This window comes from Luteimonas sp. 100069, from assembly GCF_003813845.1.
Classification (GTDB): domain Bacteria; phylum Pseudomonadota; class Gammaproteobacteria; order Xanthomonadales; family Xanthomonadaceae; genus Luteimonas; species Luteimonas chenhongjianii.
The window spans coordinates 295,646-320,272 of sequence record NZ_RPFN01000005.1; the positions used below are offsets into that span (position 1 = coordinate 295,646).

Here is a 24,627-nt window from a genome sequence, read left to right on the forward strand (position 1 = left end):
TCGCGGACTTGCAGGCGGACGAACGATCACACGCCGCGTTGCCGCACGTCGCAGCAGGTCATGGAGGTCGCAGCTGATCGGCCGGTAACGTCCCCGCGCGCTCCGTCCAGCTGCACGCCGCTCAGTGCCCGGCATCGAGCCTGAGCCCGCTCACGCATCGGCTCAGTGGCCGCCCTGTCGCTCGTCGGCGCGGTCACCCTCGTCCTCGTTGGACAGCTTCCGCGGCTGCTCGTCCGCGGGCTTCTGCGCAGGCGTCTTCTCCTGCTGGGACTTGCGGATGCTGTCGGGCGTCTGGGGAATGCTCATCGATGTCGCCTGGGCTGTGGGCATCGCAGTCTGCGCCGTGTGGGGTCAAGCACCCGTCGAGAATGGCGCTCTCCGGCGCGTTCCCGAGCGCAGGCTGTACAGGGCAGTCAGTTTCGAGCGGCGATTTCCAGCCACTCGGCCAACCGCGTTCTGGCATCACAAAGCCGGTCACAGCGCCGCCCGAGGTGTCCAGGCCGACCGACCATGAGGCTCCGCCGCTGGTCTACGCATTGAACGTCATGAAGGAATTTCCACGGCGCGGCGCAAAAGTGATGTAAGGTGCCTGCACTGTACAAGCGGGATCACGGTACATCGTGGCTCCGATGCGGTTGATCACAGGTTCCAGGGCCGGCAACGGCCTTTCCAGACGATCCGCTCCATCGCTTCGCGTTACCCCTTGCTCGATACAGTCCCGGCGCCGTGTTTTGCGGTGCCGTGCATCCCAACACTGATCCAAGGAGTAACACCATGAGCAATCGTCAGACCGGTACCGTCAAGTGGTTCAACGACGCCAAGGGCTTCGGCTTCATCACCCCGCAGAGCGGCGATGACCTGTTCGTCCACTTCCGTTCGATCCAGGGCAGCGGCTTCAAGTCGCTCCAGGAAGGCCAGAAGGTCTCGTTCGTCGTCGCGCAGGGCCAGAAGGGCCTGCAGGCTGAAGAAGTCCAGGCCGAGTAATCCACTCGACCTGCGCCGCGCAAGCGGCCAAGAAAACCCCGGGCGGAGACGCCCGGGGTTTTTTTTATGGGCCCGCCCCCGCGATTCATCGCAGTGCGCGCCCGTCTGGCGCCTGCGGCGCGCATGCATCCCGGCACGGCCCGCTGCTTTCCGCATATGCCCGCGCCGCGCCGACGTTCCGATGACCCCGCGCCCGCGATCTGCCAGACTGCCGGCCCTCGCAGATCTTCCGGTAACGCACGCGGCCATGCGCCTCAACAAGTACATCAGCGATACGGGCTTCTGTTCGCGCCGCGAGGCCGATCGCCTGATCGCCGACGGCCGGGTGACGGTCAATGGCCAGCGCGGCCGCGTGGGCTCGGAAGTGGGCGAAGGCGACATCGTCCTGGTCGATGGCCAGACCCTGCAGACGCGCTCGGCCGCGCCCGGCAAGCGCCGCCACGTCTACATCGCGCTGCACAAGCCGGTGGGCATCACCTGCACCACCGAGTCCTCGGTGAAGGGCAATATCGTCGACTTCGTCGACCACCGCGAACGCATCTTCCCGATCGGCCGGCTCGACAAGGATTCCGAGGGCCTGATCCTGCTGACCAGCAACGGCGACATCGTCAACGCGATCCTGCGCGCCGAGAACAAGCTGGAGAAGGAATACCTCGTCACCGTGAACCATGCGGTCAGCCAGGAGATCCTGCGCGGCATGGCACGCGGCGTGCCAGTGCACGGGCAGATGACTCTGCCCTGCCGCACCAGCCCGCTCGGCAAGTTCGGCTTCCGCATCACCCTGGTGCAGGGCCTCAACCGGCAGATCCGCCTGATGGCCGCGCATTTCAACCTGCGGGTGAAGCAGCTGATCCGCGTGCGCATCGGGCCGGTCAAGCTGGCCCATCTCAAGCCCGGGCAGTGGCGTAACCTCACCGATGCGGAACTGCGCGCGATGCTGCCCGGACAGACCGAATTCTGATGCGCGACCATTCCACCATCGCCGTCGGCGAGCTCTACCAGGGCATCCGCCACGAACACTGGCAGGGCAGGACCTACCGCGAGTTCTGGACCTGGTTCAATGACCGCTGCATCGAGATCGTCGGCCAGGCCGAGGCGGAGGATCTCGAGGCGCTCGGCATCGCCTTGCTGGACGTGCGTGATGCGGTGGAGGCTGGAGGCTACATGGTCGGCTCGGACCGGCTGGACGAGACGATCGAAGGCGCGGAGTAAGCCGCGCCGGCGACGAAGCACATCGACGCGGCCCGAGGCCTCGCGGTCGCACTGCACGCAGGCACGCGCCCCGCGAGGACGTGCAGCCCGTCGATACGCCCACCCGCCCAATGCACTGCCAGACGCCGGCCAGCGGACATCGCGCAGCGGTGCATACCGTCTTATGCGGCCGGCGACGCCTCGGCGGGCGCCCGCTCGCCGGGCAGCAGAGCGACCGCTGCGGCTGCGAGTTCGCGCTTCTCGAGGATCTCCGCAGCCAGCTTGTCCGCGGCGACGCGGTGCTGCAGCGATTTGCACAGTGCGATGCCGGCATGGGTCAGCCGGATCCCGTCCTCGTGATCCTCGATCAGAGCCGCTTCGATCAGCCGCCGCTTGATCTCCGTTTCCACCGACAGCGCCTCGCTGGCCTGACTGACCTGCTGCAGTACGTCCAGAAGCGCCAGGTCTTCCAGTGGAATGGGATCGATCATCTGTGGGGTCGCGCGGGAGGAGAGTGGCGCGCAGTATAGGGGCGCCGCGGCCGCCGACGACGCCGTCGGGCCGGCACCGAGGCTGCACATTTTGCACCCCGTCCGCCTTTCGGCGTTTGCGGCCAAATGAACCCTGAACACGCGTATTGACGCGCCGCGGCACGCGGGTCTCAGGGGCGTCGCGGCACCCGATCCGCTCGCGTGAATCCACCACCGATCGGGCAGCTCTCCCAGGGCCGCAACGTCCCCGACCCCCAGAAGACTCTGCCCCGCTCGCAGCCACAGCTACGGCCGCGCCCAGCGAAACCTCACTGGGCCGCGCAGCGCCGTCCAACGCGGCGCATGAAAATGCCGCGCATCCGAAGGTGCGCGGCATTGGTCTGCACAGGTCGTGTCCGGCTGTAGGGGCCGGGAATCCCCGGCCCCTACAGTTGGCTCACTGGTTCGCGGTGCCGGTGGTCAGGCCCTCGGTGCGGACGTCCGTGACGCCTTCGATCTCGCGCGCAATCCGGGTGGCCTCGATGACCTGGGTCTGCTCGTCCACCACGCCATTCAACGTCACCACGCCGTTGACGGTGTCCACCTCGATGTCGAGACCGGCGACGTCCGGGTCCGCCAGCAGCGAGGACTTCACCTTGGTGGTGATCCAGGTATCGGTGCCCGGCTGATCCGAATCCATACCGTCGTTCATGCCCGTGCCCGTGCCCGAGCCATCCATGACACCGCCAGTACCCGCAGTACCCGTCGTGCCCGTACCCGTCGTGTCCGTACCAACCGGCGGCGGAGTCTGCATGGCGGGATCGCTGGTCGTCGTGGTGTCGGCACGTCCGTCTGCATCGCGGTCGTTCGAGCAACCGACGGCAAACGCCATGACGGAGGACAGCGCAATGGCAAGGGGAATGCGGTTCGTCTTCATGGTCATCTGTTGCTCCAGCGTCTGGGATGTGCGGCGATTGTTATCGGTCGGATGCCGACGTGACGTGAGCGCCACCCGACTCCCGGATGAACGCGCGCAGGCTCCACTGCATGCGGGACTGCTCGTCGCCCCTGTCGTCCTCCTCCTTCCAGCCGCTCGTCCGGGTTCCGCGCTGGCCGCGGAACACTGCGCGAGCCCGGGTCGCCCCGGCCCCCGGTCACGCCGGCGGCAGGGTCTCGAAGGCGGGCCCGTGCTGCTTGCTGGCCTCGACCGAGAGCGGGTAGACCTGCTGGGAGATCGTCGTGAGCAAGGCCTGCGTGGCCTTCTGCTCGCGGATCAGCTCGCGCAGCAACGGCTTGATGCCGAAGATCGCGAACGGCACCAGGACCCACAGGATCGCCAGGAGCCCCACGAACAGCATCCATACCAGTCCCAGCGCCGCGAAGCCCTCACCCATGCCCATGTTCATCCCGCTCTCCCGATGGCGCCGACGAGGCGCCGTGCGATCGGAGTGTAGGCCTGACCCTGGAGGCCTCCCGTCGTCAGATCCCACTTAGCGGAGGCAGCGCGCGGATTCCTTCATTGCCGGCCACGCCAGGCGGATCCGGCACCGTTGTCCCGTGCTGTCTGTGCCCCGAACGGCGCCGACAGCACGCCGCAGATCGGAGTGCAGGCCACCGGCCATTGCCCCTGGTTTCGTCCTGTCGAACGGATCCGGAACCGCGCACGGACTTTTCCATGGGAAGCGACACCGCATGACCTGCCCTGAAAAGGTGCGGGATCGCCGAACCGGGACATCCTGACTCTATCGCCCGCATTGCGGGTAACGCTTCGCCGGGCAGATACACGCTGGCTGAAGACGCCCCGCCAACGCTGCAAGCGGCCCGCAGGGATCGTCCGCGGCACGCCCACAACCCGGCCCGGCATCACGCACTGCGCGCGGGCGCACTGCTACGTTCGCCCGGCCCACCGCCTGCGCGTCGCATCGCGGTCTGTCGGCGAGGTGCACCGCATGAACACCGTTCCGCGGACGTCCACGCTGCACGAGGGCCGGCTCACGGCCTCCGCTCTGATCATCCTGCTCGTGGTGGCCAGTTTCGGCTCGCTGTTGCTGAGCCTGGCGCCGCAGGGACGCTGGGTCCTGGGCACCTTCGCACTTGGCTCGGGGATTGCGGCGACCGCGCTGATGGGCGCAGCAGCGGTGCTGTCGGCGCGCTGGTCGTGGGTGGAGTCGGCCTTCGGCGGCCTCGACCGGGTCTATGCGGTACACAAATGGCTTGGGGTGTGGGCGCTGGTGTTCGCGAGCGTGCACCTGGTGCTCAAGAGCGGCGATCCGTCCTGGCAGGTGGCTGCGATCCTGCAGTTGCCCGGCGGCGCCGCCCGGCTGGTGCGACAACTGAGTTTCGTCGCGGTGATGGTGATCGTGCTGCTGGCGCTCAACCGCGCCATCCCGTACCGCGTGTGGCGCTGGTGGCACAAGCTGTCGGGGCCGCTGTTTCTGCTGGTGGTGCTGCACTGGCTGAGCTTCCGCTCGCCGATCGCGCTCGGCAGCCCGGCCGGGCTGTGGCTGGCGCTGCTCTCGTTGCTCGGCGTGGTGGCGGCGGCGTACAAGCTGCTGCTGTATCCGCTGCTGGCGCGGCATGCCGAGTACCGGGTGGAGTCGGTATCGACCAACGCGACCTCCGCCTACCTGGAGCTGCTGCCGGAGGGCCGGGCGATCGCGTTCGAACCGGGCCAGTTCGCATTCGTCTCGTTCAAGCGAGAAGGGTTGCGCGAGCCGCATCCCTACACGATCGCCAGCGCCGGCGGCGCCGACGGCCGCATCGCCTTCATGGTGCGCGCGCTGGGCGACTACACCGCGCGCCTGGTGAAAGAGCTCCAGCCCGGCGTGGTGGCCGATGTCTACGCACCCTTCGGCCGCTTCTCGCGCAGGCCCGATGGCCGCACCGAGATCTGGATCGCAGGCGGCGTGGGCATCACGCCGTTCCTGGCCTGGCTGGAAGATCCGGCATCGGCCACGCAGGCACCGGTGACGCTGTTCAACTTCATCACTCCGGGCCGCGAACTGCCGGAGCGGCTCGACCTGACAGCGCTGGCCGCGCGTCGCGGGGTGGAACTGGTGGAGGTCACCACCGGCCCCGGTACGCCATCGTTCCGCGCGCATTTCGCGCGGATCGTCGCGCAGGCCGGACCCGCTGGCGTGCAGGTGAGCGCCTGCGGTCCGAAGGGCCTGCTGGCCGAGGTGCGCAGGCTGATGCGCGAAACCGGCGTCCCCGACGACGCCCTGCGCCACGAGCTGTTCGAGTTCCGTTGACGCGAGCTATCGGACGCCGCCCCGCCAGCCCTCAGGCCGTGAGTTGTTTGAAATACAGGGACGTCGCTTGCAGCCCACCGAAGGGCGCCAGGGCGAAGTCCGGGATCTCCCCCGCCCTGGACCAGCCCGCGGTCTGGTAAAACGTTTCCGCCGCGGATCCCTTCTGCGTGTCCAGCACCAGCAGGCTCCGCCCTGCGGCGCGGGCGGATGCCTCCAGTTCGCCCATCAGCCGCTGTGCGATGCCTCTTCGACGATGCGTGCCGAGCACCAGCAGCTTCTGCACCTCGCCCCGGTGGCGCCCGTTTCCGCGCTGGCAAAGTGCCAGCTGCACGCAGCCGACGGCGCGTCCGTTCTCGACGGCAACCCAGACCATCATGGACCGCCCGATGGAGGCCAGCACATCGCGCCAATACGCATCTGCCGCCTCTGCGGTGAGCGGTGCCATGAACCCGACCGAGGCGCCGCCCTCGACGGCGTCCTTGAGGAGTTCACACAGGTCAGGGAGCAGCACTGTGTCGCTGCGGTTTGCGATGCGGATATCCGTCACGGTCGATACCTGGCTTGCCGCGCTGCGAAGCGGCGTCGGCTGAACTGTCAGGCGCCGCAGGTCGGCACATCAAAGTGCGGCACCTGCACCGCCCGAGAAGGAGAGGCGAGCTGGCGGACCGGGCAGGACCACTCCGCAAGGAGAACGTCCTCCACGCACCGCCAGCGAGCCGGAACGATACACCGCGGGCGGGCCGGAACGATGCGCGGCCTGCAGAGATCGAGGGCAGGCAGACGATCGACTTTCCTGCGTGTCATCAGGGTTTCAGATGCACGGCAGCAAGGCCGCTCCCGTCCATTTCCATCGGCACGGAGTTGTGCTCGTGCGCGATCATCCAGCCGTCGCCGGCACGCGCGAACACCAGGGTCGTGCGGAACCACAGTTCGACCGCACCCTCCCCGATCTTGTCCCCTCGCAGGCGGCTGAAGCCATACGCGATGCCAAGGTCGCCATCGAGCAGGATCCGCGACTCGTGGAACTCGACCCGTGGCCCCGGTGCTCTCCAGGTGCCCAGCCAGGCACGCAGGGCCTCGGTATTGCGCGCGGCGGCGCCGGCGAACGCAAGCGGCGGCTGCAGGTCGTAGACCACGACGTCACGCGAGAACGCTCCGATGGCGGCCTCGTCGTCCGCGTTGGCGACGGCCACCTCCCGCGCCGCAACCAGCCCCCTGATGGCTTCGATATCGGCTGCTTTGCTCACGGCCAGTCTCCTGCTCCATTACCCGGGCACACCCTCATGCGTCGAACCGGGGCGCCCGGAATCGACAGGCGGATCCGAACAGGTGCGGCGCGGGCATCAAGCCGTCGCGCGGAGCAGCGCTGCCGGTCGCCGCGACCGCCAGCGCCTCATGCCGGGAGCCAAGGGAGGGTCCGCCGAGAAGCCAACCTCATCCCTTGGGTGAACATGTCCCTGACACTTTTCTCGCCGCCGGATTCAGGCGCCCAGCAGTTCGACCTCGAACTTCAGCGTGGCATTGGGCGGGATGACGCCGCCGGCGCCGCGTGCGCCGTACCCCAGGTTGGCCGGAATGATCAGCGTGCGCTGGCCGCCTTCCTTCATGCCCTGCACGCCTTCGTCCCAGCCCTTGATGACCATGCCGCCGCCGAGCGGAAAGATGAAAGGCTCGTCGCGGTCCTTGCTCGAATCGAACTTCGCGCCCTGCACGCCGTTCTCGTACAGCCATCCGGTGTAGTGCACGGTCACGTTGCGGCCGGGCTGCGCTTCTGCGCCCGTGCCGACGACGGTGTCTTCGTACTGCAGGCCGGACGGCGTGGTGATAGCGGGCATGGCGGGATCCTTGTCGAATGCGGAAGCGGGCGCGCAGTTTAGCGGGCGGCTCGGGGTGCGGCATTCGGGAACGGATTCCGGCCCGCATGAAGAACCGCTCGCCTGCGCAGCACGCCGCACCGGGTGGCGCCCCCGCAGCCTGATCACACAAGTGGACCTGCCCCGTTCTTCGCGCTCGTCTTCGACCCGGCCTCTCCCGGCCCTCGCATCGCTGGCGTAACAGGGGGCGGGCGCAAAGTAGCCCTGCCCCGGAAACGCATCGCGGGGCCACCCATGCCCCCAGGAGCCGTGCCATGTCCATCGAGAAGGTCCTCTACACCGCGACCGCCACGTCCACCGGGGGGCGCGAAGGGCGCACCCGTTCCGACGACGGCGTGCTCGACCTGCAGCTGTCCATGCCCGAATCCCTCGGCGGGAAGGGCGGCCATGGCACCAATCCCGAGCAGCTGTTCGCCGCCGGCTACGCGGCCTGCTTCGTCAGTTCCATGGAACTGGTGGCCGAACGCCAGCGACTCGCCCTGCCCGCCGCCACCAGCGTCACCGCCCACGTCGGCATCGGCCCGATCAAGGACCACTACGGCATCCAGGTCGCGCTCAGCGTGTTGGCGCCGGGCCTGGACCACGACCAGCTGCAGAAGCTCGTCGAGCGCGCGCACCGGGTCTGCCCCTACTCCAACGCCACCCGCGGCAACGTCGACGTCAGCCTGTCGATCGCCGACTGAGCCACGCCTTCGCGCATCCGCCGGCCAGCGCCCGAGGCAGGACGCACGCTGCCAGCGCCTCCGGCTTCGTCGCGGGGGGGCCATTGCGCAGGCGATCGCCGGCGCGATGGACACAGTGCCTGCCCGTCCGTCGCGCGGATCGGCCTGGGTCAGCCGGCGGCGCGCTCGATCAGCGACGCGAACGGCGTGTCCTCGGCCAGCGCGCCGTACACCGCCGATGGCCCTTCGCGCAGGCGGCTGCGGCAGAAGGTCACCGCCACGGGGGAACCGGCCTGCAGCAGCGTTGCCGCCTGCAGCTGCAGGGCCAGGCGCATGACCAGGGCACGGGCCTGGGATTCGTCATGGCTCCGGGCCAGCGTCCCCTGCAATCGCCCGAGCGCGCGGTCGTAATCCGTGTCGAGGCCCTCGGCACGCGCCAGTTCCTCCTGCAACGCCGCCAGGCTGGCCGGCTCGCGCGACAGTGCGCGCAGCACGTCCAGGCACTGGATGTTGCCGCTGCCTTCCCAGATCGAATTGAGCGGCGCCTGCCGGTACAGCCGGGGCAGCAGCGATTCCTCGACATACCCGGCCCCGCCCAGGCATTCCTGCGCCTCGTTGACGAAGGCCGGCGCGCGTTTGCAGATCCAGAACTTGCCGATTGCCGTGGCCACCCGCGCGAACGCGGCCTCGGCCGGATCGCGCGGCGACGCATCCACCGCGCGCGCCACGCGCATCGACAGCGCCAGCGCCGCCTCCGACTCGACCGCCAGATCGGCCAGCACGTTGCGCATCAGCGGCTGGTCGATCAGCGCCCGGCCAAAGGCCTGCCGGTGGCGGCAGTGGTGCAACGCCTGCGACAGCGCCATGCGCATCAGCCCGGCCGAGCCGAGCATGCAGTCCAGGCGGGTCAGCATCACCATCCCGAGGATGGTGGCGATGCCACGCCCTTCCTCGCCCACGCGCCAGGCCAGCGCGCTGTCGAACTCGACCTCCGATGAGGCGTTGCTCCAGTCGCCGAGCTTGTCCTTGAGCCGCATCAGGCGGAAGCCGTTGAGCGCGCCGTCGGGCAGGCGCCGCGGTAGCAGCAGGCAGGTCAGTCCGCCGGGGGCTTGCGCCAGCACGAGGAAGCCGTCGCTCATCGGCGCGGAGAAGAACCACTTGTGCCCGCGCAGTTCGTACGCCTCCCCGCCCGGCAGTGGCGTGGCGCGCGTGGTGTTGGCGCGCACGTCGCTGCCGCCCTGCTTCTCGGTCATGCCCATGCCAAGCGTTAGGCCTCGCTTGTCCGCCGCCGGCACGTCGCGGGGGTCGTAGCGGCATGCGGCCACGCCATCGGCCCAGGCGCGCAGCGACGGCTCGCGCAAGAGCACGGGCACCGCCGCATGGGTCATGGTCAGTGGGCAGCTGCTGCCCGGTTCGGCCTGGTAGTGCAGGTAGGCCAGCGCCGCGCGCGCGACGTGCGCGCCGGGCAACGGCCGCGCCCACGACAGCCCGGCCACGCCATGCCCGATCGCGGCCTGCATGATCGCGTGGTAGTTGGGATGGAATTCGACCGTATCGATCCGCCGCCCGGCGGCATCGTGGGTACGCAGGCGCGGGCGGTCGCGATGCGCGTCGTGCGACAGCGTCAGCAGCTCGCCACCCGCGCGCGCGCCATAGGCCGCGACGGTTGACTCGAACGCACCACCGCCCTCGCGCGCCAGCGCTTCGCGCAGCCCCGCGTCCTCATTCCACAGGTCGCGCGCGCCGAACGGCGGCGGCTGGTTGGCGACCTCATGCGTTCGCACCGGTTGCATCGCGCCGCTCCGTGGAGGCCTGCGCGCACGTTACCCCGTGCCGGCCGCGCATACAAAAAGGGCTCCGGAATGCCCGGAGCCTTGGAATCGCCGACAAGTGAAACTGGCACCGTTATCAGTGCCCTCGAAAAGTGAACCTGACCCCGTTCTCTCCGACCCCGTTCTCTCCGGAGTCGATAAGTGCCTTGGCACGTTAGCTCGCTAAGCATCCCCAGAATCGCGCGCCTGCGAATGCTCCTGTCGGGGCTGGCCCCTTCGGAAAGATTTAAGCAGGAAGCCCTCTACGACATCCTTAAAACCTGGAATGGCGCTCATGGCTTCTTTGAACGGAACAGATCCAAACAGCTCTGCTGCGGGACTTCCAACAACTTGCCTATCGAGAAGTCTAAGTGGGATCTCATCCAACCGATTCAGCGCAATGGAAAAAAGCTGTAGTTGGAATGATTCGTCGAGCTGAGCTGCCTCATGTCGGTAACCTTCATAGGCCGATGAAAGCGCCGCTTTATATGCGTAATCTTCAGCAAGACGAAACCGCTCCCCGATCTGTCTTGTAGATACCCAAGCAAGCCAAACCGGCGCCCCCAGCGATAGTGCCGACAAGAATAACTGCGTTGTGACGACCCCCCAGCTTGCCCCGCCTTCTACCTTGGCAAGACTATCCACAACTGCAGGAAATCGCATAAACGCAATGACTACGGCTGAAAGCAACGCAATGACCAGCGCACTTCCCCAAAGGTAGACGCTTGTGTTGAGCTTGTTCGCCTTGTCGTGAAACTCCTTGGCCAGACCTTGAGAAGTGGTCGATCTGTAGGCCGCATTAACACGCTCCATGGCAGACAGAGCGCTTTCGAGAACGCTAGATATTTGCTCCTTTGATTTCGCAGCGACTTCCGCAAGCGCCTTAACTTCAATCTCGTACTTAAGCACTGCATCACGAGACTTCTCTGAGCTCCTTTTTGCGTCTTCCAGATCACTTAGATGATCAGAAAGCGCCTCCAGAGAATCATGCGCTGAGTTAATAGCTGCTGCTTTTCTTTCAACATCACCAATCGACTCGAACGTTTGGTTGAATCGCCGATTTACATCGCGAATCTTCTTTCGTGTCGCCAGCGGAAGCTTGGCCAACTGGTCGATCACTGCAGGCGTAAGAAGTGCGCTGAGTTGCGCATCGATCACGTAAAAGAACGCGATCAATGCGTCGGCAACGTGTGCTGACGAGTGCAAATTGGGGACATGTGATGAGATTGCAGTCCGGATCTTCGGCTCAAGATCGTCGAATTGCTTCTGTACTAGGTCAGTGTCAGCGCCCTCCCAACTGATATCAAACTTCTCGATCAGGTAAGAAACAGTAAGCCGCATGTCTGCGCTGTCGACTGGCGGACTGTTCTGGCCAAAATGATCTGAGAAAATTCCAGTGTTTCCGTACTTCTCGATAGCTTCATACAGATCACGGAGTGCGGCGATGAAGGCTGAGGAGTCGATTTTGGACATACATATCCTTATGCATAGGACTTTATGCTAGCCAAACTAAGGCCTGAGCATCAGCCATGTCAGCTTCCTTAATGGCCAGGGCTCTCAAGCCCTAACCGCACTTCGAATACCCACAGTTCAAACAAGTCGCACACCCATCCATCAGCACCAGCGCCTTGGTGCTGCACTTGTGGCACATGCTGGCGCTGGGCGGGAAGCTGGTGCCGTCGCCGGTGACTTCGATGTCTTCCTGGTGGCTGGCAGAAGCAGAAGCGCCCTCATCCGCCCTGCGGGCACCTTCTCCCGCGGGAGCGGGAGAAGGGGAGCTCACGTCAGCGTTTTTTTTTGAGCGCTCTTCGTACTGCTTGCGCTTCTCGGCGATCAGCGCCTTCTGCGCGGCGCTCATGTCCGGGTCGTGCATCATGCCGATCGACTTGAGGTGATCCTCGATGATCGAGCCCAGCTCGGCCACCAGCGACGGCATGTAGACGCCGCCAGCCTTGAAGTAGCCGCCCTTGGGATCGAACACGGCCTTCATCTCTTCCACCAGGAAGGTCACGTCGCCGCCCTTGCGGAACACGGCGGACATGATGCGCGTGAGCGCGACGATCCACTGGAAGTGGTCCATCGACTTGGAGTTGATGAAGATCTCGAACGGGCGGCGCTGCTCGTGCTCGGAGCCGGCATTGAGCACGATGTCGTTGATGGTCACGTACATGGCGTGCTCGACCAGCGGGGACTTGATCTTGTAGGTGCTGCCGATCAGCACGTCCGGGCGCTCGATGCGCTCGTGCATCTGGATGACATCCGCCTTGGGCAGTTCCGCCGCCACGGTCTCGCGGGGCACGGCCGCGCCTTCGACGGGCTTGTCATCGGGTTTGACGACGGCGTATCCGGTGATCTTGCGGTCGATCTTGACGGCCATGGGCGGGTCCTGGGCGGGTGTTGTTGAGCTTGGTTGGCGTGGGCGTGTTGAACGTTGGGGCAGGGCAAAGGGCGGCCCTCACCCCTACCCCTCTCCCAAAGGGAGAGGGGCTGAAGTCGGGTCAGGGCTTTGCGGCAGCGCGCTTGGCGGCGGCCTTCTTGGCCGGGGGCACGAGCCTGGCGACCTTGCCGGGCGCCTTGGCTGCGGCCTTCTTCGCCAGTGCGGCCTGCCGGGTGCCGGGTGCGCCGGCGGCACTCTTGCTGGCGGTGCTCTTGCTGGCAGCGCTCTTGCTGGCAGTGTTCTTGGTGGCGGGACTCTCGCCGGCAGGACTTTTTGCAGCGGCCTTCTTCGCGACCGGCGCCTTCACTGGAGCCGTGACCGCCTTCTTCGCCACTTTCTTTGCGGCAACCTTCGCGGCACTACTCTGGCGCGTCACGGCCTTCCTGGCCATGGTCGGGGTCTTCGCGGTGACCGCGAGGGTCTTGCGGGCGGCGGCGTCGGGCGCAGGCCTGGCGACCTTTACGGTCTTGGCAACCTTACCGGGGCTGCGCGCGCCGGCGCCCTTGCGCTTGAGCGCTGCGATCTCGTCGACGGCGGCGGCTTTCGCCGCCTCGAGCTTCTGCTTCACTGCGGCGACGCGCTTGCTCACCGCTTCGCCCGCCTTGGCCACGCGCTGGCGGGCCTTGGCTGCGCCGCTGGCCACGGTCTGCTCTGCGACCTGAGCACGCTGTTTTGCCGACTGCACCACGCCGTTCGAGCGCTGCTTGACCGTCTTCACGACGTCCCTGGCCTTGTCGGCCACATCGCCTGCCGCGTTCACCAGGGTATCGGCGACGCCTTTGTCGTTGCGCATGTCAGAAGTCCTCGTCAGTGATGGAAGCGCTGCTTGCGGCGCGGCAAAAATGTATCGCGGGCGTTGTGCACTGGGCGACAGGACACCTGCGCAGGCAGGCACGCACGGGCCCGATGCCCGTGCGCCGGGACGCTCAGAACTTGCCGTAATAGCCTTCTTTCAGCGCATCGAACAGGTTGGCCGCGGTGTGCATCTCGCCGTCGTATTCGATCTGCTCGTTGCCCTTGACCTCCACCACGCTGCCGTCGTCGAGTTCGAAGCGGTACATGGTGTTCTCCAGATCCGCTTCCTTGACCAGAACACCCTGGAACGCGGCAGGGTTGAAGCGGAACGTGGTGCAGCCCTTGAGGCCCTGCTGGTGGGCGTAGCGGTAGATGTCCTTGAAGTCCTCGTACGGGTAATCCGTCGGCACGTTCGCGGTCTTGGAGATCGAGCTGTCCACCCACTTCTGCGCGGCCGCCTGCACGTCGACATGCGCCTTGGGCGTGATGTCGTCGGCGGCGATGAAGTAGTCCGGCAGCTGTGCATCGGGTTCTTCCGAGTACGGCATGGCCTTCGGGTTCACCAGCTCGCGGTAGGCCAGCAGTTCGAACGAGAAGACGTCCACCTTCTCCTTGGACTTCTTGCCTTCGCGGATGATGTTGCGGCTGTAGTGGTGGGCGAACGAGGGCTCGATGCCGTTGGACGCGTTGTTGGCCAGCGACAGCGAGATCGTGCCGGTGGGCGCGATCGAGCTGTGGTGGGTGAAGCGCGCGCCGGCTTCGGCCAACTGGTCGACGAGTTCGGGCGCGACCTCGGCGATCTTCTGCATGTAGCGCGAGTACTTCGCGTGCAGCACCTTGCCGGGAATCTCCTGCCCCGGCTGCCAGCCGTCGGCGGCCATTTCCGGGCGCAGCCGCAGCATCGCCGGGGTCACCACGAAGCGCTCCTCCATGATCGGCGCCGGGCCCTTCTCCTGCGCCAGCGACAGGCCTGTTTCCCAGCCCGCCACCGCCATTTCGCGCGCGACACGCTCGGTGAACTCGCAGGAGTCCGCTTCGCCATAGCGCATGCGCAACATGGTCATGGTGCTGCCCAGACCCAGGAAACCCATGCCGTGGCGGCGCTTGCGCATGATCTCCTCGCGCTGCTTCTGCAGCGGCAGACCGTTGATCTCGACCACGTTGTCGAGCATGCGGGTGAACACCCGCACGACTTCCTTGTATTCCTCCCAGTCGAACCACGCGCCGTCGGTGAAGGGCTCGCGCACGAACTTGGTGAGGTTGACCGAGCCGAGGAGGCAGGCGCCGTAGGGCGGCAGCGGCTGTTCGCCGCAGGGATTGGTCGCGCGGATGGTCTCGCACCACCAGTTGTTGTTCATCTCGTTGACGCGGTCGATGAGGATGAAACCCGGCTCGGCATAGTCGTAGGTGGAGACCATGATCATGTCCCACAGGTGCCGCGCACGGACCTTGCCGTAGACCTTGCAGGCGACGAGGCCGTCGTCGCGGCTCACGTAGCCCGCCGTCTGCGGCCAGTCGCGCCAGATCACCTGGTCGGGATCGGCGAGGTCCACTTCGTGCGCCTCGGCCTCGGCCAACGGAAACACCAGCGGCCAGTCCGCGTCGTCCTCGACCGCCTGCATGAAGCGGTCGGTGATCAGCAGCGAGAGATTGAACTGGCGCAGCCGGCCGTCCTCGCGCTTGGCGCGGATGAAATCGCGCACGTCGGGATGGCTGACATCGAAGGTGCCCATCTGCGCGCCGCGGCGGCCGCCGGCGGAACTGACGGTGAAACACATCTTGTCGTAGATATCCATGAAGGACATCGGGCCGGACGTGTATGCGCCGGCGCCGGCGACGAACGCGCCGCGCGGCCGCAGCGTGGAGAACTCGTAGCCGATGCCGCAGCCGGCCTTGAGGGTGAGACCGGCCTCGTGGACCTTCTCGAGGATGCCGTCCATCGAATCGACGATCGTGCCCGAGACCGTGCAGTTGATCGTGCTGGTTGCGGGCTTGTGTTCCAGCGCACCGGCGTTGGAGGTGATGCGGCCAGCGGGAATCGCCCCGCGGCGCAGTGCCCACAGGAAACGCTCGTTCCAGTGGCGCTGTTTGTCGGGAGTGGCCTCGGCCTCGGCAAGCGCCCTGGCCACGCGCTGGTAGGTGCCGTCGATGTCGGCATCCACGGCCACGCCCTGCTTGGACTTCAGGCGGTACTTCTTGTCCCAGATGTCAGCCGACGCGGGCTGCATCGGGATCTGCGGGCCGGGTTCCTGCTTCACCGCCGCGAGGCGCACCGTACTCATCTCTTGCGTTCTCCTTGGAGGCGCCGGCGTGCCGATCACCTGTCATTTCCATGCCGCGCGAGCAGCTCGCCGTTGCGCGGATCCGATGGCGGCGGTTATGCGTGCCCGGATCGGTGCGTGAACATATGGCTGCGATGCCGAAGATACCCGCCGGCTGCGGAATTCCTGGCCTTCAAACCCATCGCGTGCCATCCCCTTGCTGCGAAGCGTTGTCTGCGGCGGAAAGCCCCAGTGGTTGGGGCTGCCCGATGTGTGCACCCAAGATATAGGGGGCGACAACGGGGGATCAAGCTACGCCCGGACTCCGACCGGTGTCAACCGCGACCCGTGACCGCTGCCACGACACGCTGTCGGCGCGGACCTGTCGGTCAGCTCACTGTCCGATCAAACTGAATACGTCTTTCAAGCCCGATTCAAACCCGTTGCGCCAAACTGCGGGACCGACGGCGGTCGCCGACACGCCGTCGACCCGACCTCGACGCTGCGGCGTCGAGCATGACGCACTGCCGACAGGGGACGTTACATGCGCGCCAAGACCACCCTCCTCGCCCTGACCGCCGCCGCCGCGTTCGGTGGATTCACCGCGACCGCGATCCGCGACGCCCTGCAGCAACCCGCCGCCGCGGCGCCGACCGTCGCCGCAGTGCCCATGGCCGCGCTGCCGGCCACCGTCGACGGACAGGCGCTGCCGTCGCTGGCACCGATGCTCAAGACAGTGACGCCTTCGGTGGTCTCGGTGCACACCAAACAGCGGGTGCGGGTGAGCCCGTTCGGCAACGATCCCTTCTTCCGCCGGATGTTTCCGGAACTGAGCCAGGAGCGGATCAACGAATCGCTGGGCTCGGGCGTGATCGTCGATGCGGCCCAGGGCTATGTGCTGACCAACCACCATGTGATCGAGGGCGCCGACGATGTGTCGGTGACGCTGTCCGACGGCCGCACGGTCAAGGCGGAGTTCATCGGCTCGGACATCGACACCGACGTCGCCCTGATGCGCATTCCCGCCGACAACATCACCGCCCTGCCGCTGGCCCAGGACGCGAACCTGCAGGTCGGCGATTTCGTGGTCGCGGTGGGCAACCCCTTCGGGTTCGGGCAGACGGTGACCTCGGGCATCGTCTCGGCGGTCGGCCGCAGCAACGTGCCGGGTGTGGGCTACCAGAACTTCATCCAGACCGACGCGTCGATCAATCCGGGCAACTCGGGCGGCGCGCTGGTCAACCTGCGTGGCCAGCTGGTCGGCATCAACACCGCGAGCTTCAACACCCAGGGGAGCATGGCGGGCAACATCGGGCTGGGTTTTGCGATTCCGATCGGCCTGGCCCGCAATGTGATGACCCAGCTGGCGACGACCGGCAGCGTGCAGCGCGGCACCCTGGGCATGGATACGCAGACCGTGGACGCGCGCATCGCGCAGGGGCTTGGCCTCGACACGCCGCGTGGCGCAGTGGTGACCCGCGTCTACAACGGCTCGCCGGCCGCGCGAGCGGGCCTGCGCACCGGCGACGTGGTGGTGGCGGCGAACGGGCAGCGCATCGACGACAGCGAGGCGCTGCGCAACTTCCAGGGCCTGCAGGCGCTCGATGCGCCGGTGATCCTGGAGGTGCTCCGCGACGGGCGCACGCTCAAGGTGGAAACGCGGCTGACCGCATTGCCGCGCGACGGCGCCAGCGTCGATATCCGCCTGACCGGCGCGACCTTCGCCGACCTGCCCGAAGCACTGCGCCGCCAGAACCAGCGCGTCGGCGGCGTACTGGTGGAGAAAGTGGAACCGGGCAGCCGCGCCCACCAGAACGGCCTGCGCGAAGGCGACCTGATCGTCGCCGCGAACAGCGGCCAGTTCCGCGACCTCGCCGGCTTCCGCGACTCGCTCGCCGACCGGCCGTCCGACCTGGTCCTGCGCCTTTCACGCCGTGGACGCATCGCCGACGTGATGATGCGCTGAACCGACCCACCCGGCCGCGCGTTTCGCGGCCATGCCCAACGACAGGAGCAACACTCATGAGCCCCACTTCGACCGACACGGTGAAGACCCATATTGGCGAGGCAGGTTCGCACCTCGCCCAGGCTGCACGCGATGCAGGCGCCGCGGTCAAGAACGCCGCCCAGGTGGCCGGCGACGAGCTCAAGCTGGGCCGCGCCAGCGTCAAGTCCGATCTCGCCGATTCCGCGATGGCCGGTGTGGCCGCGTTCGAGGAAGGCGGCACCGCGGCGAAGGAACAGTACGACGTGCTGCTGGACAAGGGCCGTGATCTGGTCGAAAGCGCTGCCGACCTGATCCGCGAGCGTCCGATCGCCGCGTTCGGCACCGCGTTCGCCGCGGGCTGGATCATCGCCAAGCTCGCGCGCAGCAAGTAAGTCGCAGGCGCATGACCGAGCGCGTGCCCGGGGAAGACCCGCGCGAGGGGGAATCGGCCGGCAGTGCACATCGTGCCGCCGGCGAGGTTCCACATCTCGACGAAAGCATCCGCCGCATCCGTGCGGCGGCGACCGAAACCTTCAGCTCCGGACTCGACAGCGGCCGCGCACTGCGCAAGCTCGTGTCGGCCGACTTCGCCCTGTCCCGCAGTGCGCTGGGGCGCGGGCTGGCCTGGTCCGCGGTTGGCGTGGTCTTCGGCGCGTCCGCCTGGCTGTTGGCCATGGGTGCCGCGATCGCCCTGATGCAGTCATGGGGCTTGTCCTGGCTGGCCTCCATTTCGGTCACCGCGTTGTTCAGCCTCATCGTCACCGCGGTCGCCGCCTGGCGGGTTTCGGTGTTCTTCGACTACGCTGGCATGCATGCCACCCGTCGCCAGTTGGCGCGGCTTGGCCTGTTCTCGGAAGCCAGCGACGATGACGACGACACGAACGACAAGCCGTCGGTACCGCCGAAGCCGACGCCCACGCCGGGAACGGGACAGCCGACACAATGAACTTTGAAGGTCTCAAGAACCGCGTGGAGCGTGCCGAGACGCTGGTCGACGGCCGCGTTGTCCAGACCACCGACCGCTATCGGGCGCTACGCGTGAGCTGGCGCGAAGCCTGGACCCCGCCGCGCATCCTGATTGCCGGGTTCGTGGCGGGCTTTGCGACCGGCCATCTGGAGCCGCAGCGGGCGTTGGCGGGGCTCGGCAAGTTCGGCGGACCCAAATCGCTGCAACTGCTCAGTGCGGTTTCCGGTCTGATGGCCTCGGTGCAGGCCACGGTCGCCGCGGCCACGGCCGGCAAGGCCGCCGAAACCGCCGACAACGCCGCGCAGACCGCCGACGCGGCAGCCGACCAGGCCGCCACCAACGGAGCGACCGATACCCGGGCCGCTGCCGCAGCCGGCGCCGCCGCTGCGATGCACGTGCAGGCCACCGCCGCGCAGGCGCAGACCCGACAACCTCCGTCGGCGCCGACCGCCGGCGGGGTGCCGCCGGGCGCTGCCGCCCAGCCGCGCTCCGACCGCAGCCGTCCCGACCCGGTGCTGGCGGAACAGCCGCGTCCGGCCGAAGCGTCCACCGAGCTGTCCGAATCCGGACGCTGAGGGCCTGCGCATTCCACTGCCGATGAGTATTCCAACCAGTCCGGTCCCGCCGGACGACGCCGCGCCGCCCGCGGACACTCCCGTCGCGCCTCGACCCCGCGCATCGACTGCGCTGATCATCCTCACCACGCTCGCCGTGCTGTCGATCCTGTGGGCCGCGCAGACGGTGATCCTGCCGGTGCTGCTGGCGATGTTCTTCGCCCTCGTCGGCAACCCGGTGCTGCGCGCCCTGCGGCGGCTGTGGGTGCCGCGGTTCGTCAGCGCGCTGCTGGTGCTGTGCCTGGGCCTGGCCGGCGCGGGCATGCTCGGCCTGCAGCTCTACGGCCCGGCCAGCGAATGGGTGCAGCAAGCGCCCAAGCAGCTGCGCGCGCTGGCGCCGCGCCTCAAGGCGATGACCCAACCGGTCCACCAGGCCAGCCAGGCCGCCGAATCATTCGCCCGCGCCACCGAGGACCGTCCACAGCGCCGCGTGCAGCTGGTGCAGATCCAGGACAACAGCTCGTGGCGGACCATCGTGGCCACGCCGAAGATGCTGGCCTCGGTGCTGGCGGTGGTCCTGCTGACGTTCTTCTTCATGGTCTACGGCGAGAACCTGCAGAAGAACGCGATCGCGATGCTGCCCGACCGCCAGCGACGCAAGCTCACCTTCGACATCATGCAGTCGATCGAGCGCGAGATCTCGCGCTACGTGCTGACCATTTCGATCATCAACACCCTGCTCGGCGCGGTGTTCGCCGGCGTGCTGGTATGGATGGGCCTGACCCTGCAGGACGCGCTGCTGTGGGGCACGGTCGTGGCACTGCTGAACTTCGCGCCCTACGTCGGCCCGCTGATCGGTCTGCTGCTGATGCTGCTGATGGGTTTCGTCAGCTTCGAGGGCACCTGGCCGAACCCGACCTGGGCCCCGGTGATCCCGGCAGCGATCTACCTGCTGCTGCACACGATCGAAGGCCAGTTCGTCACCCCCATCGTGCTCGGCCGGCGCATGGCCATCTCGCCTCTGATGCTGATCCTGGCGCTGATGCTGTTCGGCTGGCTGTGGGGCATCATCGGACTGCTGCTGGCGGTGCCGCTGATCGTGTGCGTGAAGCTGGTGCTGGCGCGGGTGGAAGGATTCGAGGGCTGGGCGCGGCTGCTGGCCTGATTCGGTCCGGTCATTGCGCCGGGGATTTACGGCCCGCTGCACCGCTTGCTCGAACGCCGCACCCGGGCTGACGTCGCGAGCCCGACGGCTTCGGGACAGAGCGTCCCGGAGGTCGCGGACCCCCACTCGCTACAATGACGTCATGAGTTTCCCCGTCCGCGCCATCACCCTCGATCTCGACGACACGCTGTGGCCGTTCGCGCCGATCGGCGCGCGGATCGAGCAGGCACTCGATGCGTTCCTGCGTGAGCACAGCCCGCGGACCGCCGACATGTTCCCGGTGGACAGGATGCGCGAGCTGCGCGAGCGCGTGTTCGCCGACAACGCGCATCTGACGCACGACCTGTCGGCCCTGCGCCAGCTCACGATCCAGCAGGCATTGCGCGACAGCGGCGGCGACGTCGGCCTGGTGGACGCGGCATTCGATGTGTTCTACGCCGAGCGCAACCGCGTCGAGTACTACCCCGACAGTCTGGCCGCGCTCGAGCGCATCGCCGCGCGCGTGCCGGTGGCCGGGCTGACCAACGGCAATGCCGACCTGGAACGCGTCGGCATCGGGCACCTGTTCGCATTCAATCTCGGCGCGCGCGAGCACGGCGCGGCCAAGCCCGATGCCGGCATTTTCCATGCAGCCTGCAGCCGCCTCGGCTGCGAACACGGCGACGTGCTGCACGTCGGCGACCACATCGAAATGGACGTCGCCGGCGCCGCGCGCGCGGGCCTGCGCAGCTGCTGGATCAACCGCGAGGGCAGGCGCTGGGAACATCCCGAACTCAGGCCCGACCTCGAGTTCGACACGCTCACCGCGCTCGCCGACTGGCTCGACACCGTGCCGACGCTTGCCGACCGCTCCTGACCCGGACACCCCCATGACCGACATCACCACCGACATCTTCACCACCGACGCGCAGCACGCGCGCCCGCTGCACGTCGTCGCACGCGAGGCCTATGGCGCCTGGCGCGAAGCACAGCCGGCCGCCACCCGGGCCTGGCTCGACGCGCAGGCCTTCGACGCATCGCCCGGCGCGCTGAGCCTGCTGCCCGGCGAGGATGGCCCCGGCGGTGCGGTGATCGGCATCGGCGATGCACGCGATCCCGACAGCTACGCGCACGCGGTCTTCGGCCTGCCGGCTGGCGACTGGCGCGTGGATGGCGCACACGAGACCGACGCGCTGCAACTGGGCTGGGGACTGGGCGCCTACCGCTTCACCCGCTACAAGGCCGCCACGCGCAAACCCGCGCGCCTGGTGGTGGAGGCGATCGATGCCGAGACCGTGGCCGTGATCGCGGCGACCACGCGTGTGCGCGACATGGTCAATACGCCGACCGAGGACATGGGCCCGGAACAGATGGAAGCGGTGGTGCGCGACATCGCCGCAGCCCATGGCGCCAGGTTCGACAGCGTCGTCGGCGATGCGCTGCTGGCGCAGAATTTCCCGGCGATCCACGCGGTCGGCCGCGCCTCGCATCGTGCGCCGCGACTCCTGCACATGCACTGGGGCGATGCCTCGCACCCGCACGTGGCGATCGTCGGCAAGGGCGTGTGCTTCGACACCGGCGGCCTGGACATCAAGCCCGGCGACGGCATGCGCAACATGAAGAAGGACATGGGCGGCGCGGCCCATGCGATCGCGCTGGCCGAACTGGTGATGACGCGCAAGCTGCCGCTGCGCATCACCCTGCTGGTGCCGGCGGTCGAGAACGCGATTGCGCCGAACGCCTACCGTCCGGGTGATGTCATCGCCACGCGCAAGGGCATCCATGTCGAGATCGACAACACCGACGCGGAAGGTCGTGTGGTGCTGTGCGATGCACTGGCCTTCGCCGGCGAGCAGTCACCCGATGTGATCCTCGACTTCGCCACGCTCACCGGTGCTGCGCGCATCGCCCTGGGGCCGGACCTGCCGGCGCTGTTCTGCAATGACGATGCGCTGGCCAATGCCTGGCTCTCCGCAGCCGAGGCCACGCGCGATCCCGTCTGGCGCATGCCGTTGTGGCGGCCCTACCTGCGCTATCTGACCAGTGGTATCGCCGACCTCGCCAATGCCGGCTCGCGCATGGCCGGCGCGGTGACCGCCGCGCTGTATCTCGAGCGCTTCGTGCCCGATGGCCTGCCGTGGGCGCATCTGGACACCTATGCCTGGAACGACAGCGGCCGCGCCGGCCATCCGCAGGGCGGCGAGGCGCTGGGCCTGCGCGCGGCCTGGGCCATGCTCAAGGACCGCGTGGGCTGAGCGGACGCCTCAGCGCAACCAGCCGCGCCGCGCGGCGCTGCGGGCAAACAGCCAGATCGCCGCGACCATCAGGATCAGCAGCGCCGGCAGCAACAGGCCCGCGGCGCCGGTCAGCGACCAGACCGGGGTCAGTGCGTAGCTGGCCAGCATCTGCACGACGATCGCGATCAACGACAGCTGCAGCATCGGCACCGCCCAGCGGCGTGCGAGCAACAGGGCGATCGAGCCGGCGGTGCCGGTGATCGTGGCGACGGCGAACAGCAGCAGGACCCACAGGGGCATCGCCGAGTCGATCTGCTGCTGTTCGAGCGGCAGCGCGGCACGCTGCGCCGGTGTCATCGCCAGCTGCAGCACGAAGACCAGCAGGCCGAAGAGGTTCCACAGCAGGGCGGTCAACGCGACCACGCGCCCACCCAGCGGCATCTTCTGTCCCTGCATCACGGCGCCTTTCGCACGTGCCCGTTCGGCACGCGGCGAGGGTAACAGCGTCGCGCCGCAGCCGGCATTTCCCTGCGCGCGGCAGGCAGGCGAAAATGGCCGGCTTCGCCGGGACCTGCCCGGCCATCACCGGGTATCGATGAACGCCTCGACGCACCTCTCGCCCGACGAGATCCGCAGCCTGTTCGCACAGGCGATGTCCCGCATGTACCGCGACGAAGTGCCGCTCTACGGCGCGCTGATGGAACTGGTCTCGGAGGTCAACGCCGCGGCGCTCGCGGCCGACCCGTCGCTGGCCGCACGCCTGCAGCGCAGCGACGCGCTCGATCGCCTGGATGCCGAGCGCCATGGCGCGATCCGTGTCGGCACCCCGCGCGAACTGGCAACGCTGCGTCGGCTGTTCGCGGTGATGGGCATGGCGCCGGTCGGCTACTACGACCTGGCCGTGGCCGGGGTGCCGGTGCATGCGACCGCGTTCCGTCCGGTCGATGCAGCGGCGCTCGCGCGCAATCCGTTCCGGGTGTTCACCTCGCTGCTGCGGCTGGAACTGATCGAGGATGCCGCGCTGCGCGAGAAGGCGGCCGCGATCCTCGAGCGCCGCGAGATCTTCACCCCGCGTGCGCTCGAGTTGATCGAGCGCTTCGAGCAGGCCGGCGGACTCGACGCCGAAGAGGCGCGCGAGTTCGTCGGCGAAGCGCTGGAGACCTTCCGCTGGCACAGCGAGGCGACCGTCTCGCACGACACCTACCAGGCGCTGCTGTCCGCGCACCGGCTGATCGCCGACGTGGTCTGCTTCCGCGGCCCGCACATCAATCACCTCACCCCGCGCACGCTCGACATCGATGCCGCGCAGGACGCGATGCGCGCGCGCGGCATCGACGCCAAGGCCGTGATCGAAGGTCCGCCGCGTCGCCGTTGCCCGATCCTGCTGCGGCAGACGAGCTTCAAGGCGCTGCAGGAGCCGGTGCTGTTTCCCGCCGGCGAACGTGCCGACGCCGGCACCCACACCGCGCGCTTCGGCGAGATCGAACAGCGCGGTCTGGCGCTGACGCCCAAGGGACGCGCGCTCTACGACCGGCTGCTCGGCCAGGCGCGCGAGGCAGGCGGCGCAGGCAGCACCGGCGACTACCCTGCGCGTCTGGCCGCGGCTTTCGCCGGTTTTCCCGACGATGACGACACGCTCCGCCGCGAGGGTCTTGGCTACTACCGCTACGCGCTGACCGAGGCCGGCCGCGCCGATCCCGACGCGGTCGCGCGCGGCTCGCTCGACGACGCGATCGACGCGGGCCTGGTGACCGCCGATCCGGTGATCTATGAAGACTTCCTGCCGGTCAGCGCCGCCGGCATCTTCCAGTCCAACCTTGGCGGCGACGAACAGCGCGCGTATGCGGCGCAGGCGAACCGGGACGCGTTCGAACAGGCACTCGGCGCGCCCGTGCAGGACCAGTTCGCGATCTATGCCGCGATCGAGCAGGACTCGCTGCGGGCGCTCGGGGTCAGCGGATGGGCCGCGCCCGCTTGCTGATCCGGTGCTTTATGGCGTCGA

Annotated in this window: 26 protein-coding genes; 13 read left to right on the plus strand and 13 right to left on the minus strand. The window is 67.7% G+C overall.

The genetic code is table 11. The annotated features are described in order from the left end of the window. Positions 1-162: 162 nt before the first annotated feature. On the minus strand, positions 163-306 hold the full coding sequence (locus tag EGK76_RS15435; RefSeq protein WP_157745268.1) for a hypothetical protein: 144 nt from the start codon (positions 304-306) through the stop codon (positions 163-165). A 468-nt stretch (positions 307-774) separates the two neighbouring features. Here EGK76_RS15435 and EGK76_RS12720 point away from each other — a divergent pair, with 468 nt between their 5' ends. The 3 genes from EGK76_RS12720 to EGK76_RS12730 all read left to right on the plus strand — a co-directional run bounded on the left by EGK76_RS12720 (position 775) and on the right by EGK76_RS12730 (position 2,196). Continuing rightward, positions 775-984, plus strand: a complete 210-nt coding sequence (locus EGK76_RS12720; protein WP_096297164.1) for a cold-shock protein — start codon at positions 775-777, stop codon at positions 982-984. 247 nt (positions 985-1,231) lie between these two features. Next, on the plus strand, positions 1,232-1,945 hold the full coding sequence (locus EGK76_RS12725; protein WP_096297163.1) for a pseudouridine synthase: 714 nt from the start codon (positions 1,232-1,234) through the stop codon (positions 1,943-1,945). Further along, positions 1,945-2,196, plus strand: coding sequence for a hypothetical protein (locus EGK76_RS12730; RefSeq protein ID WP_123832838.1), 252 nt, complete (start codon positions 1,945-1,947; stop codon positions 2,194-2,196). Before EGK76_RS12725 ends, EGK76_RS12730 begins: the two co-directional genes overlap by 1 nt. Positions 2,197-2,357: 161 nt before the next feature. Here the strand turns inward: EGK76_RS12730 and EGK76_RS12735 are convergent, their stop codons facing one another. From EGK76_RS12735 to EGK76_RS12745, 3 genes are all read right to left on the minus strand, one after another. Then, positions 2,358-2,666 (minus strand): hypothetical protein, encoded by a 309-nt coding sequence (locus tag EGK76_RS12735; RefSeq protein WP_096297161.1) that lies wholly within the window; start codon positions 2,664-2,666, stop codon positions 2,358-2,360. Positions 2,667-3,102: 436 nt separating this feature from the next. Beyond that, complete coding sequence (locus EGK76_RS15685; RefSeq protein ID WP_233580299.1) at positions 3,103-3,588, minus strand: BON domain-containing protein; 486 nt, start codon at positions 3,586-3,588, stop codon at positions 3,103-3,105. 211 nt (positions 3,589-3,799) lie between these two features. Continuing rightward, positions 3,800-4,051: a hypothetical protein gene (locus EGK76_RS12745; protein ID WP_096297160.1), complete on the minus strand. Its 252-nt coding sequence runs from the start codon at positions 4,049-4,051 to the stop codon at positions 3,800-3,802. Positions 4,052-4,594: 543 nt separating this feature from the next. Between EGK76_RS12745 and EGK76_RS12750 the strand changes: the two genes are divergently transcribed. Then, on the plus strand, positions 4,595-5,896 hold the full coding sequence (locus EGK76_RS12750; RefSeq protein WP_123832839.1) for a ferredoxin reductase family protein: 1,302 nt from the start codon (positions 4,595-4,597) through the stop codon (positions 5,894-5,896). Positions 5,897-5,927: 31 nt separating this feature from the next. On the opposite strand, the gene EGK76_RS12755 is transcribed toward EGK76_RS12750, so the two are convergent. The 3 genes from EGK76_RS12755 to EGK76_RS12765 all read right to left on the minus strand — a co-directional run bounded on the left by EGK76_RS12755 (position 5,928) and on the right by EGK76_RS12765 (position 7,731). Beyond that, the gene (locus EGK76_RS12755) at positions 5,928-6,443 is read right to left on the minus strand and encodes a GNAT family N-acetyltransferase (protein ID WP_199730908.1); all 516 of its coding nucleotides are present in this window, start codon (positions 6,441-6,443) and stop codon (positions 5,928-5,930) included. Between the two features lie 256 nt (positions 6,444-6,699). Continuing rightward, complete coding sequence (locus EGK76_RS12760) at positions 6,700-7,143, minus strand: nuclear transport factor 2 family protein (protein ID WP_158613499.1); 444 nt, start codon at positions 7,141-7,143, stop codon at positions 6,700-6,702. A gap of 234 nt (positions 7,144-7,377) precedes the next feature. Beyond that, entirely contained in the window at positions 7,378-7,731 is a 354-nt protein-coding gene (locus EGK76_RS12765; RefSeq protein WP_096297156.1) for an FKBP-type peptidyl-prolyl cis-trans isomerase, read from the minus strand. Between the two features lie 293 nt (positions 7,732-8,024). On the opposite strand from EGK76_RS12765, the gene EGK76_RS12770 reads away from it, so the two are divergent. Then, positions 8,025-8,453, plus strand: a complete 429-nt coding sequence (locus EGK76_RS12770) for an organic hydroperoxide resistance protein (protein WP_123832841.1) — start codon at positions 8,025-8,027, stop codon at positions 8,451-8,453. Between the two features lie 149 nt (positions 8,454-8,602). Here EGK76_RS12770 and EGK76_RS12775 read toward each other — a convergent pair whose 3' ends face one another. From EGK76_RS12775 to EGK76_RS12795, 5 genes are all read right to left on the minus strand, one after another. Then, entirely contained in the window at positions 8,603-10,225 is a 1,623-nt protein-coding gene (locus EGK76_RS12775) for an isovaleryl-CoA dehydrogenase (RefSeq protein WP_123832842.1), read from the minus strand. Between the two features lie 201 nt (positions 10,226-10,426). Beyond that, positions 10,427-11,716, minus strand: coding sequence for a hypothetical protein (locus tag EGK76_RS12780; RefSeq protein ID WP_123832843.1), 1,290 nt, complete (start codon positions 11,714-11,716; stop codon positions 10,427-10,429). Between the two features lie 91 nt (positions 11,717-11,807). Then, positions 11,808-12,620 carry an NrdJb gene (locus EGK76_RS12785; protein WP_123832844.1) on the minus strand — a complete coding sequence of 271 codons (813 nt, stop codon included), beginning with the start codon at positions 12,618-12,620 and terminating at the stop codon, positions 11,808-11,810. A 121-nt stretch (positions 12,621-12,741) separates the two neighbouring features. Continuing rightward, positions 12,742-13,473, minus strand: a complete 732-nt coding sequence (locus EGK76_RS12790) for a histone H1 (protein ID WP_123832845.1) — start codon at positions 13,471-13,473, stop codon at positions 12,742-12,744. A gap of 133 nt (positions 13,474-13,606) precedes the next feature. Beyond that, entirely contained in the window at positions 13,607-15,757 is a 2,151-nt protein-coding gene (locus tag EGK76_RS12795) for an adenosylcobalamin-dependent ribonucleoside-diphosphate reductase (protein WP_123832846.1), read from the minus strand. Between the two features lie 523 nt (positions 15,758-16,280). Between EGK76_RS12795 and EGK76_RS12800 the strand changes: the two genes are divergently transcribed. From EGK76_RS12800 to EGK76_RS12830, 7 genes are all read left to right on the plus strand, one after another. Next, complete coding sequence (locus EGK76_RS12800; RefSeq protein WP_123832847.1) at positions 16,281-17,702, plus strand: Do family serine endopeptidase; 1,422 nt, start codon at positions 16,281-16,283, stop codon at positions 17,700-17,702. A gap of 56 nt (positions 17,703-17,758) precedes the next feature. Further along, positions 17,759-18,115: a hypothetical protein gene (locus tag EGK76_RS12805; RefSeq protein ID WP_096297148.1), complete on the plus strand. Its 357-nt coding sequence runs from the start codon at positions 17,759-17,761 to the stop codon at positions 18,113-18,115. An 11-nt stretch (positions 18,116-18,126) separates the two neighbouring features. Next, positions 18,127-18,669: a phage holin family protein gene (locus tag EGK76_RS12810; RefSeq protein WP_233580300.1), complete on the plus strand. Its 543-nt coding sequence runs from the start codon at positions 18,127-18,129 to the stop codon at positions 18,667-18,669. Then, positions 18,666-19,265 carry a hypothetical protein gene (locus EGK76_RS12815; protein ID WP_096297147.1) on the plus strand — a complete coding sequence of 200 codons (600 nt, stop codon included), beginning with the start codon at positions 18,666-18,668 and terminating at the stop codon, positions 19,263-19,265. The genes EGK76_RS12810 and EGK76_RS12815 overlap by 4 nt, the downstream gene beginning before the upstream one ends. Before the next feature lie 22 nt (positions 19,266-19,287). Continuing rightward, positions 19,288-20,409 carry an AI-2E family transporter gene (locus tag EGK76_RS12820; RefSeq protein WP_123832848.1) on the plus strand — a complete coding sequence of 374 codons (1,122 nt, stop codon included), beginning with the start codon at positions 19,288-19,290 and terminating at the stop codon, positions 20,407-20,409. A 142-nt stretch (positions 20,410-20,551) separates the two neighbouring features. Next, positions 20,552-21,265: an HAD-IA family hydrolase gene (locus EGK76_RS12825; protein WP_123832849.1), complete on the plus strand. Its 714-nt coding sequence runs from the start codon at positions 20,552-20,554 to the stop codon at positions 21,263-21,265. Positions 21,266-21,278: 13 nt separating this feature from the next. Then, a complete protein-coding gene (locus EGK76_RS12830) occupies positions 21,279-22,643 on the plus strand; it encodes a leucyl aminopeptidase family protein (RefSeq protein WP_123832850.1) in 1,365 nt (454 codons plus the stop codon). 9 nt (positions 22,644-22,652) lie between these two features. Here the strand turns inward: EGK76_RS12830 and EGK76_RS12835 are convergent, their stop codons facing one another. Continuing rightward, positions 22,653-23,081: a hypothetical protein gene (locus EGK76_RS12835; protein ID WP_123832851.1), complete on the minus strand. Its 429-nt coding sequence runs from the start codon at positions 23,079-23,081 to the stop codon at positions 22,653-22,655. Positions 23,082-23,220: 139 nt separating this feature from the next. Here EGK76_RS12835 and EGK76_RS12840 point away from each other — a divergent pair, with 139 nt between their 5' ends. Further along, complete coding sequence (locus EGK76_RS12840) at positions 23,221-24,606, plus strand: VOC family protein (RefSeq protein WP_123832852.1); 1,386 nt, start codon at positions 23,221-23,223, stop codon at positions 24,604-24,606. Positions 24,607-24,627 lie beyond the last annotated feature (21 nt).

Excerpts from the sequence above, each read along its gene's own strand:
- EGK76_RS15435 (WP_157745268.1), bottom strand. The coding sequence starts at position 306 with ATGAGCATTCCCCAGACGCCCGACAGCATCCGCAAGTCCCAGCAGGAG.
- EGK76_RS12720 (WP_096297164.1), top strand. The coding sequence starts at position 775 with ATGAGCAATCGTCAGACCGGTACCGTCAAGTGGTTCAACGACGCCAAG.
- EGK76_RS12725 (WP_096297163.1), top strand. The coding sequence starts at position 1,232 with ATGCGCCTCAACAAGTACATCAGCGATACGGGCTTCTGTTCGCGCCGC.
- EGK76_RS12730 (WP_123832838.1), top strand. The coding sequence starts at position 1,945 with ATGCGCGACCATTCCACCATCGCCGTCGGCGAGCTCTACCAGGGCATC.
- EGK76_RS12735 (WP_096297161.1), bottom strand. The coding sequence starts at position 2,666 with ATGATCGATCCCATTCCACTGGAAGACCTGGCGCTTCTGGACGTACTG.
- EGK76_RS15685 (WP_233580299.1), bottom strand. The coding sequence starts at position 3,588 with ATGACCATGAAGACGAACCGCATTCCCCTTGCCATTGCGCTGTCCTCC.
- EGK76_RS12745 (WP_096297160.1), bottom strand. The coding sequence starts at position 4,051 with ATGAACATGGGCATGGGTGAGGGCTTCGCGGCGCTGGGACTGGTATGG.
- EGK76_RS12750 (WP_123832839.1), top strand. The coding sequence starts at position 4,595 with ATGAACACCGTTCCGCGGACGTCCACGCTGCACGAGGGCCGGCTCACG.
- EGK76_RS12765 (WP_096297156.1), bottom strand. The coding sequence starts at position 7,731 with ATGCCCGCTATCACCACGCCGTCCGGCCTGCAGTACGAAGACACCGTC.
- EGK76_RS12770 (WP_123832841.1), top strand. The coding sequence starts at position 8,025 with ATGTCCATCGAGAAGGTCCTCTACACCGCGACCGCCACGTCCACCGGG.
- EGK76_RS12775 (WP_123832842.1), bottom strand. The coding sequence starts at position 10,225 with ATGCAACCGGTGCGAACGCATGAGGTCGCCAACCAGCCGCCGCCGTTC.
- EGK76_RS12780 (WP_123832843.1), bottom strand. The coding sequence starts at position 11,716 with ATGTCCAAAATCGACTCCTCAGCCTTCATCGCCGCACTCCGTGATCTG.
- EGK76_RS12785 (WP_123832844.1), bottom strand. The coding sequence starts at position 12,620 with ATGGCCGTCAAGATCGACCGCAAGATCACCGGATACGCCGTCGTCAAA.
- EGK76_RS12790 (WP_123832845.1), bottom strand. The coding sequence starts at position 13,473 with ATGCGCAACGACAAAGGCGTCGCCGATACCCTGGTGAACGCGGCAGGC.
- EGK76_RS12795 (WP_123832846.1), bottom strand. The coding sequence starts at position 15,757 with ATGAGTACGGTGCGCCTCGCGGCGGTGAAGCAGGAACCCGGCCCGCAG.
- EGK76_RS12800 (WP_123832847.1), top strand. The coding sequence starts at position 16,281 with ATGCGCGCCAAGACCACCCTCCTCGCCCTGACCGCCGCCGCCGCGTTC.
- EGK76_RS12805 (WP_096297148.1), top strand. The coding sequence starts at position 17,759 with ATGAGCCCCACTTCGACCGACACGGTGAAGACCCATATTGGCGAGGCA.
- EGK76_RS12810 (WP_233580300.1), top strand. The coding sequence starts at position 18,127 with ATGACCGAGCGCGTGCCCGGGGAAGACCCGCGCGAGGGGGAATCGGCC.
- EGK76_RS12815 (WP_096297147.1), top strand. The coding sequence starts at position 18,666 with ATGAACTTTGAAGGTCTCAAGAACCGCGTGGAGCGTGCCGAGACGCTG.
- EGK76_RS12820 (WP_123832848.1), top strand. The coding sequence starts at position 19,288 with ATGAGTATTCCAACCAGTCCGGTCCCGCCGGACGACGCCGCGCCGCCC.
- EGK76_RS12825 (WP_123832849.1), top strand. The coding sequence starts at position 20,552 with ATGAGTTTCCCCGTCCGCGCCATCACCCTCGATCTCGACGACACGCTG.
- EGK76_RS12830 (WP_123832850.1), top strand. The coding sequence starts at position 21,279 with ATGACCGACATCACCACCGACATCTTCACCACCGACGCGCAGCACGCG.
- EGK76_RS12835 (WP_123832851.1), bottom strand. The coding sequence starts at position 23,081 with ATGCAGGGACAGAAGATGCCGCTGGGTGGGCGCGTGGTCGCGTTGACC.
- EGK76_RS12840 (WP_123832852.1), top strand. The coding sequence starts at position 23,221 with ATGAACGCCTCGACGCACCTCTCGCCCGACGAGATCCGCAGCCTGTTC.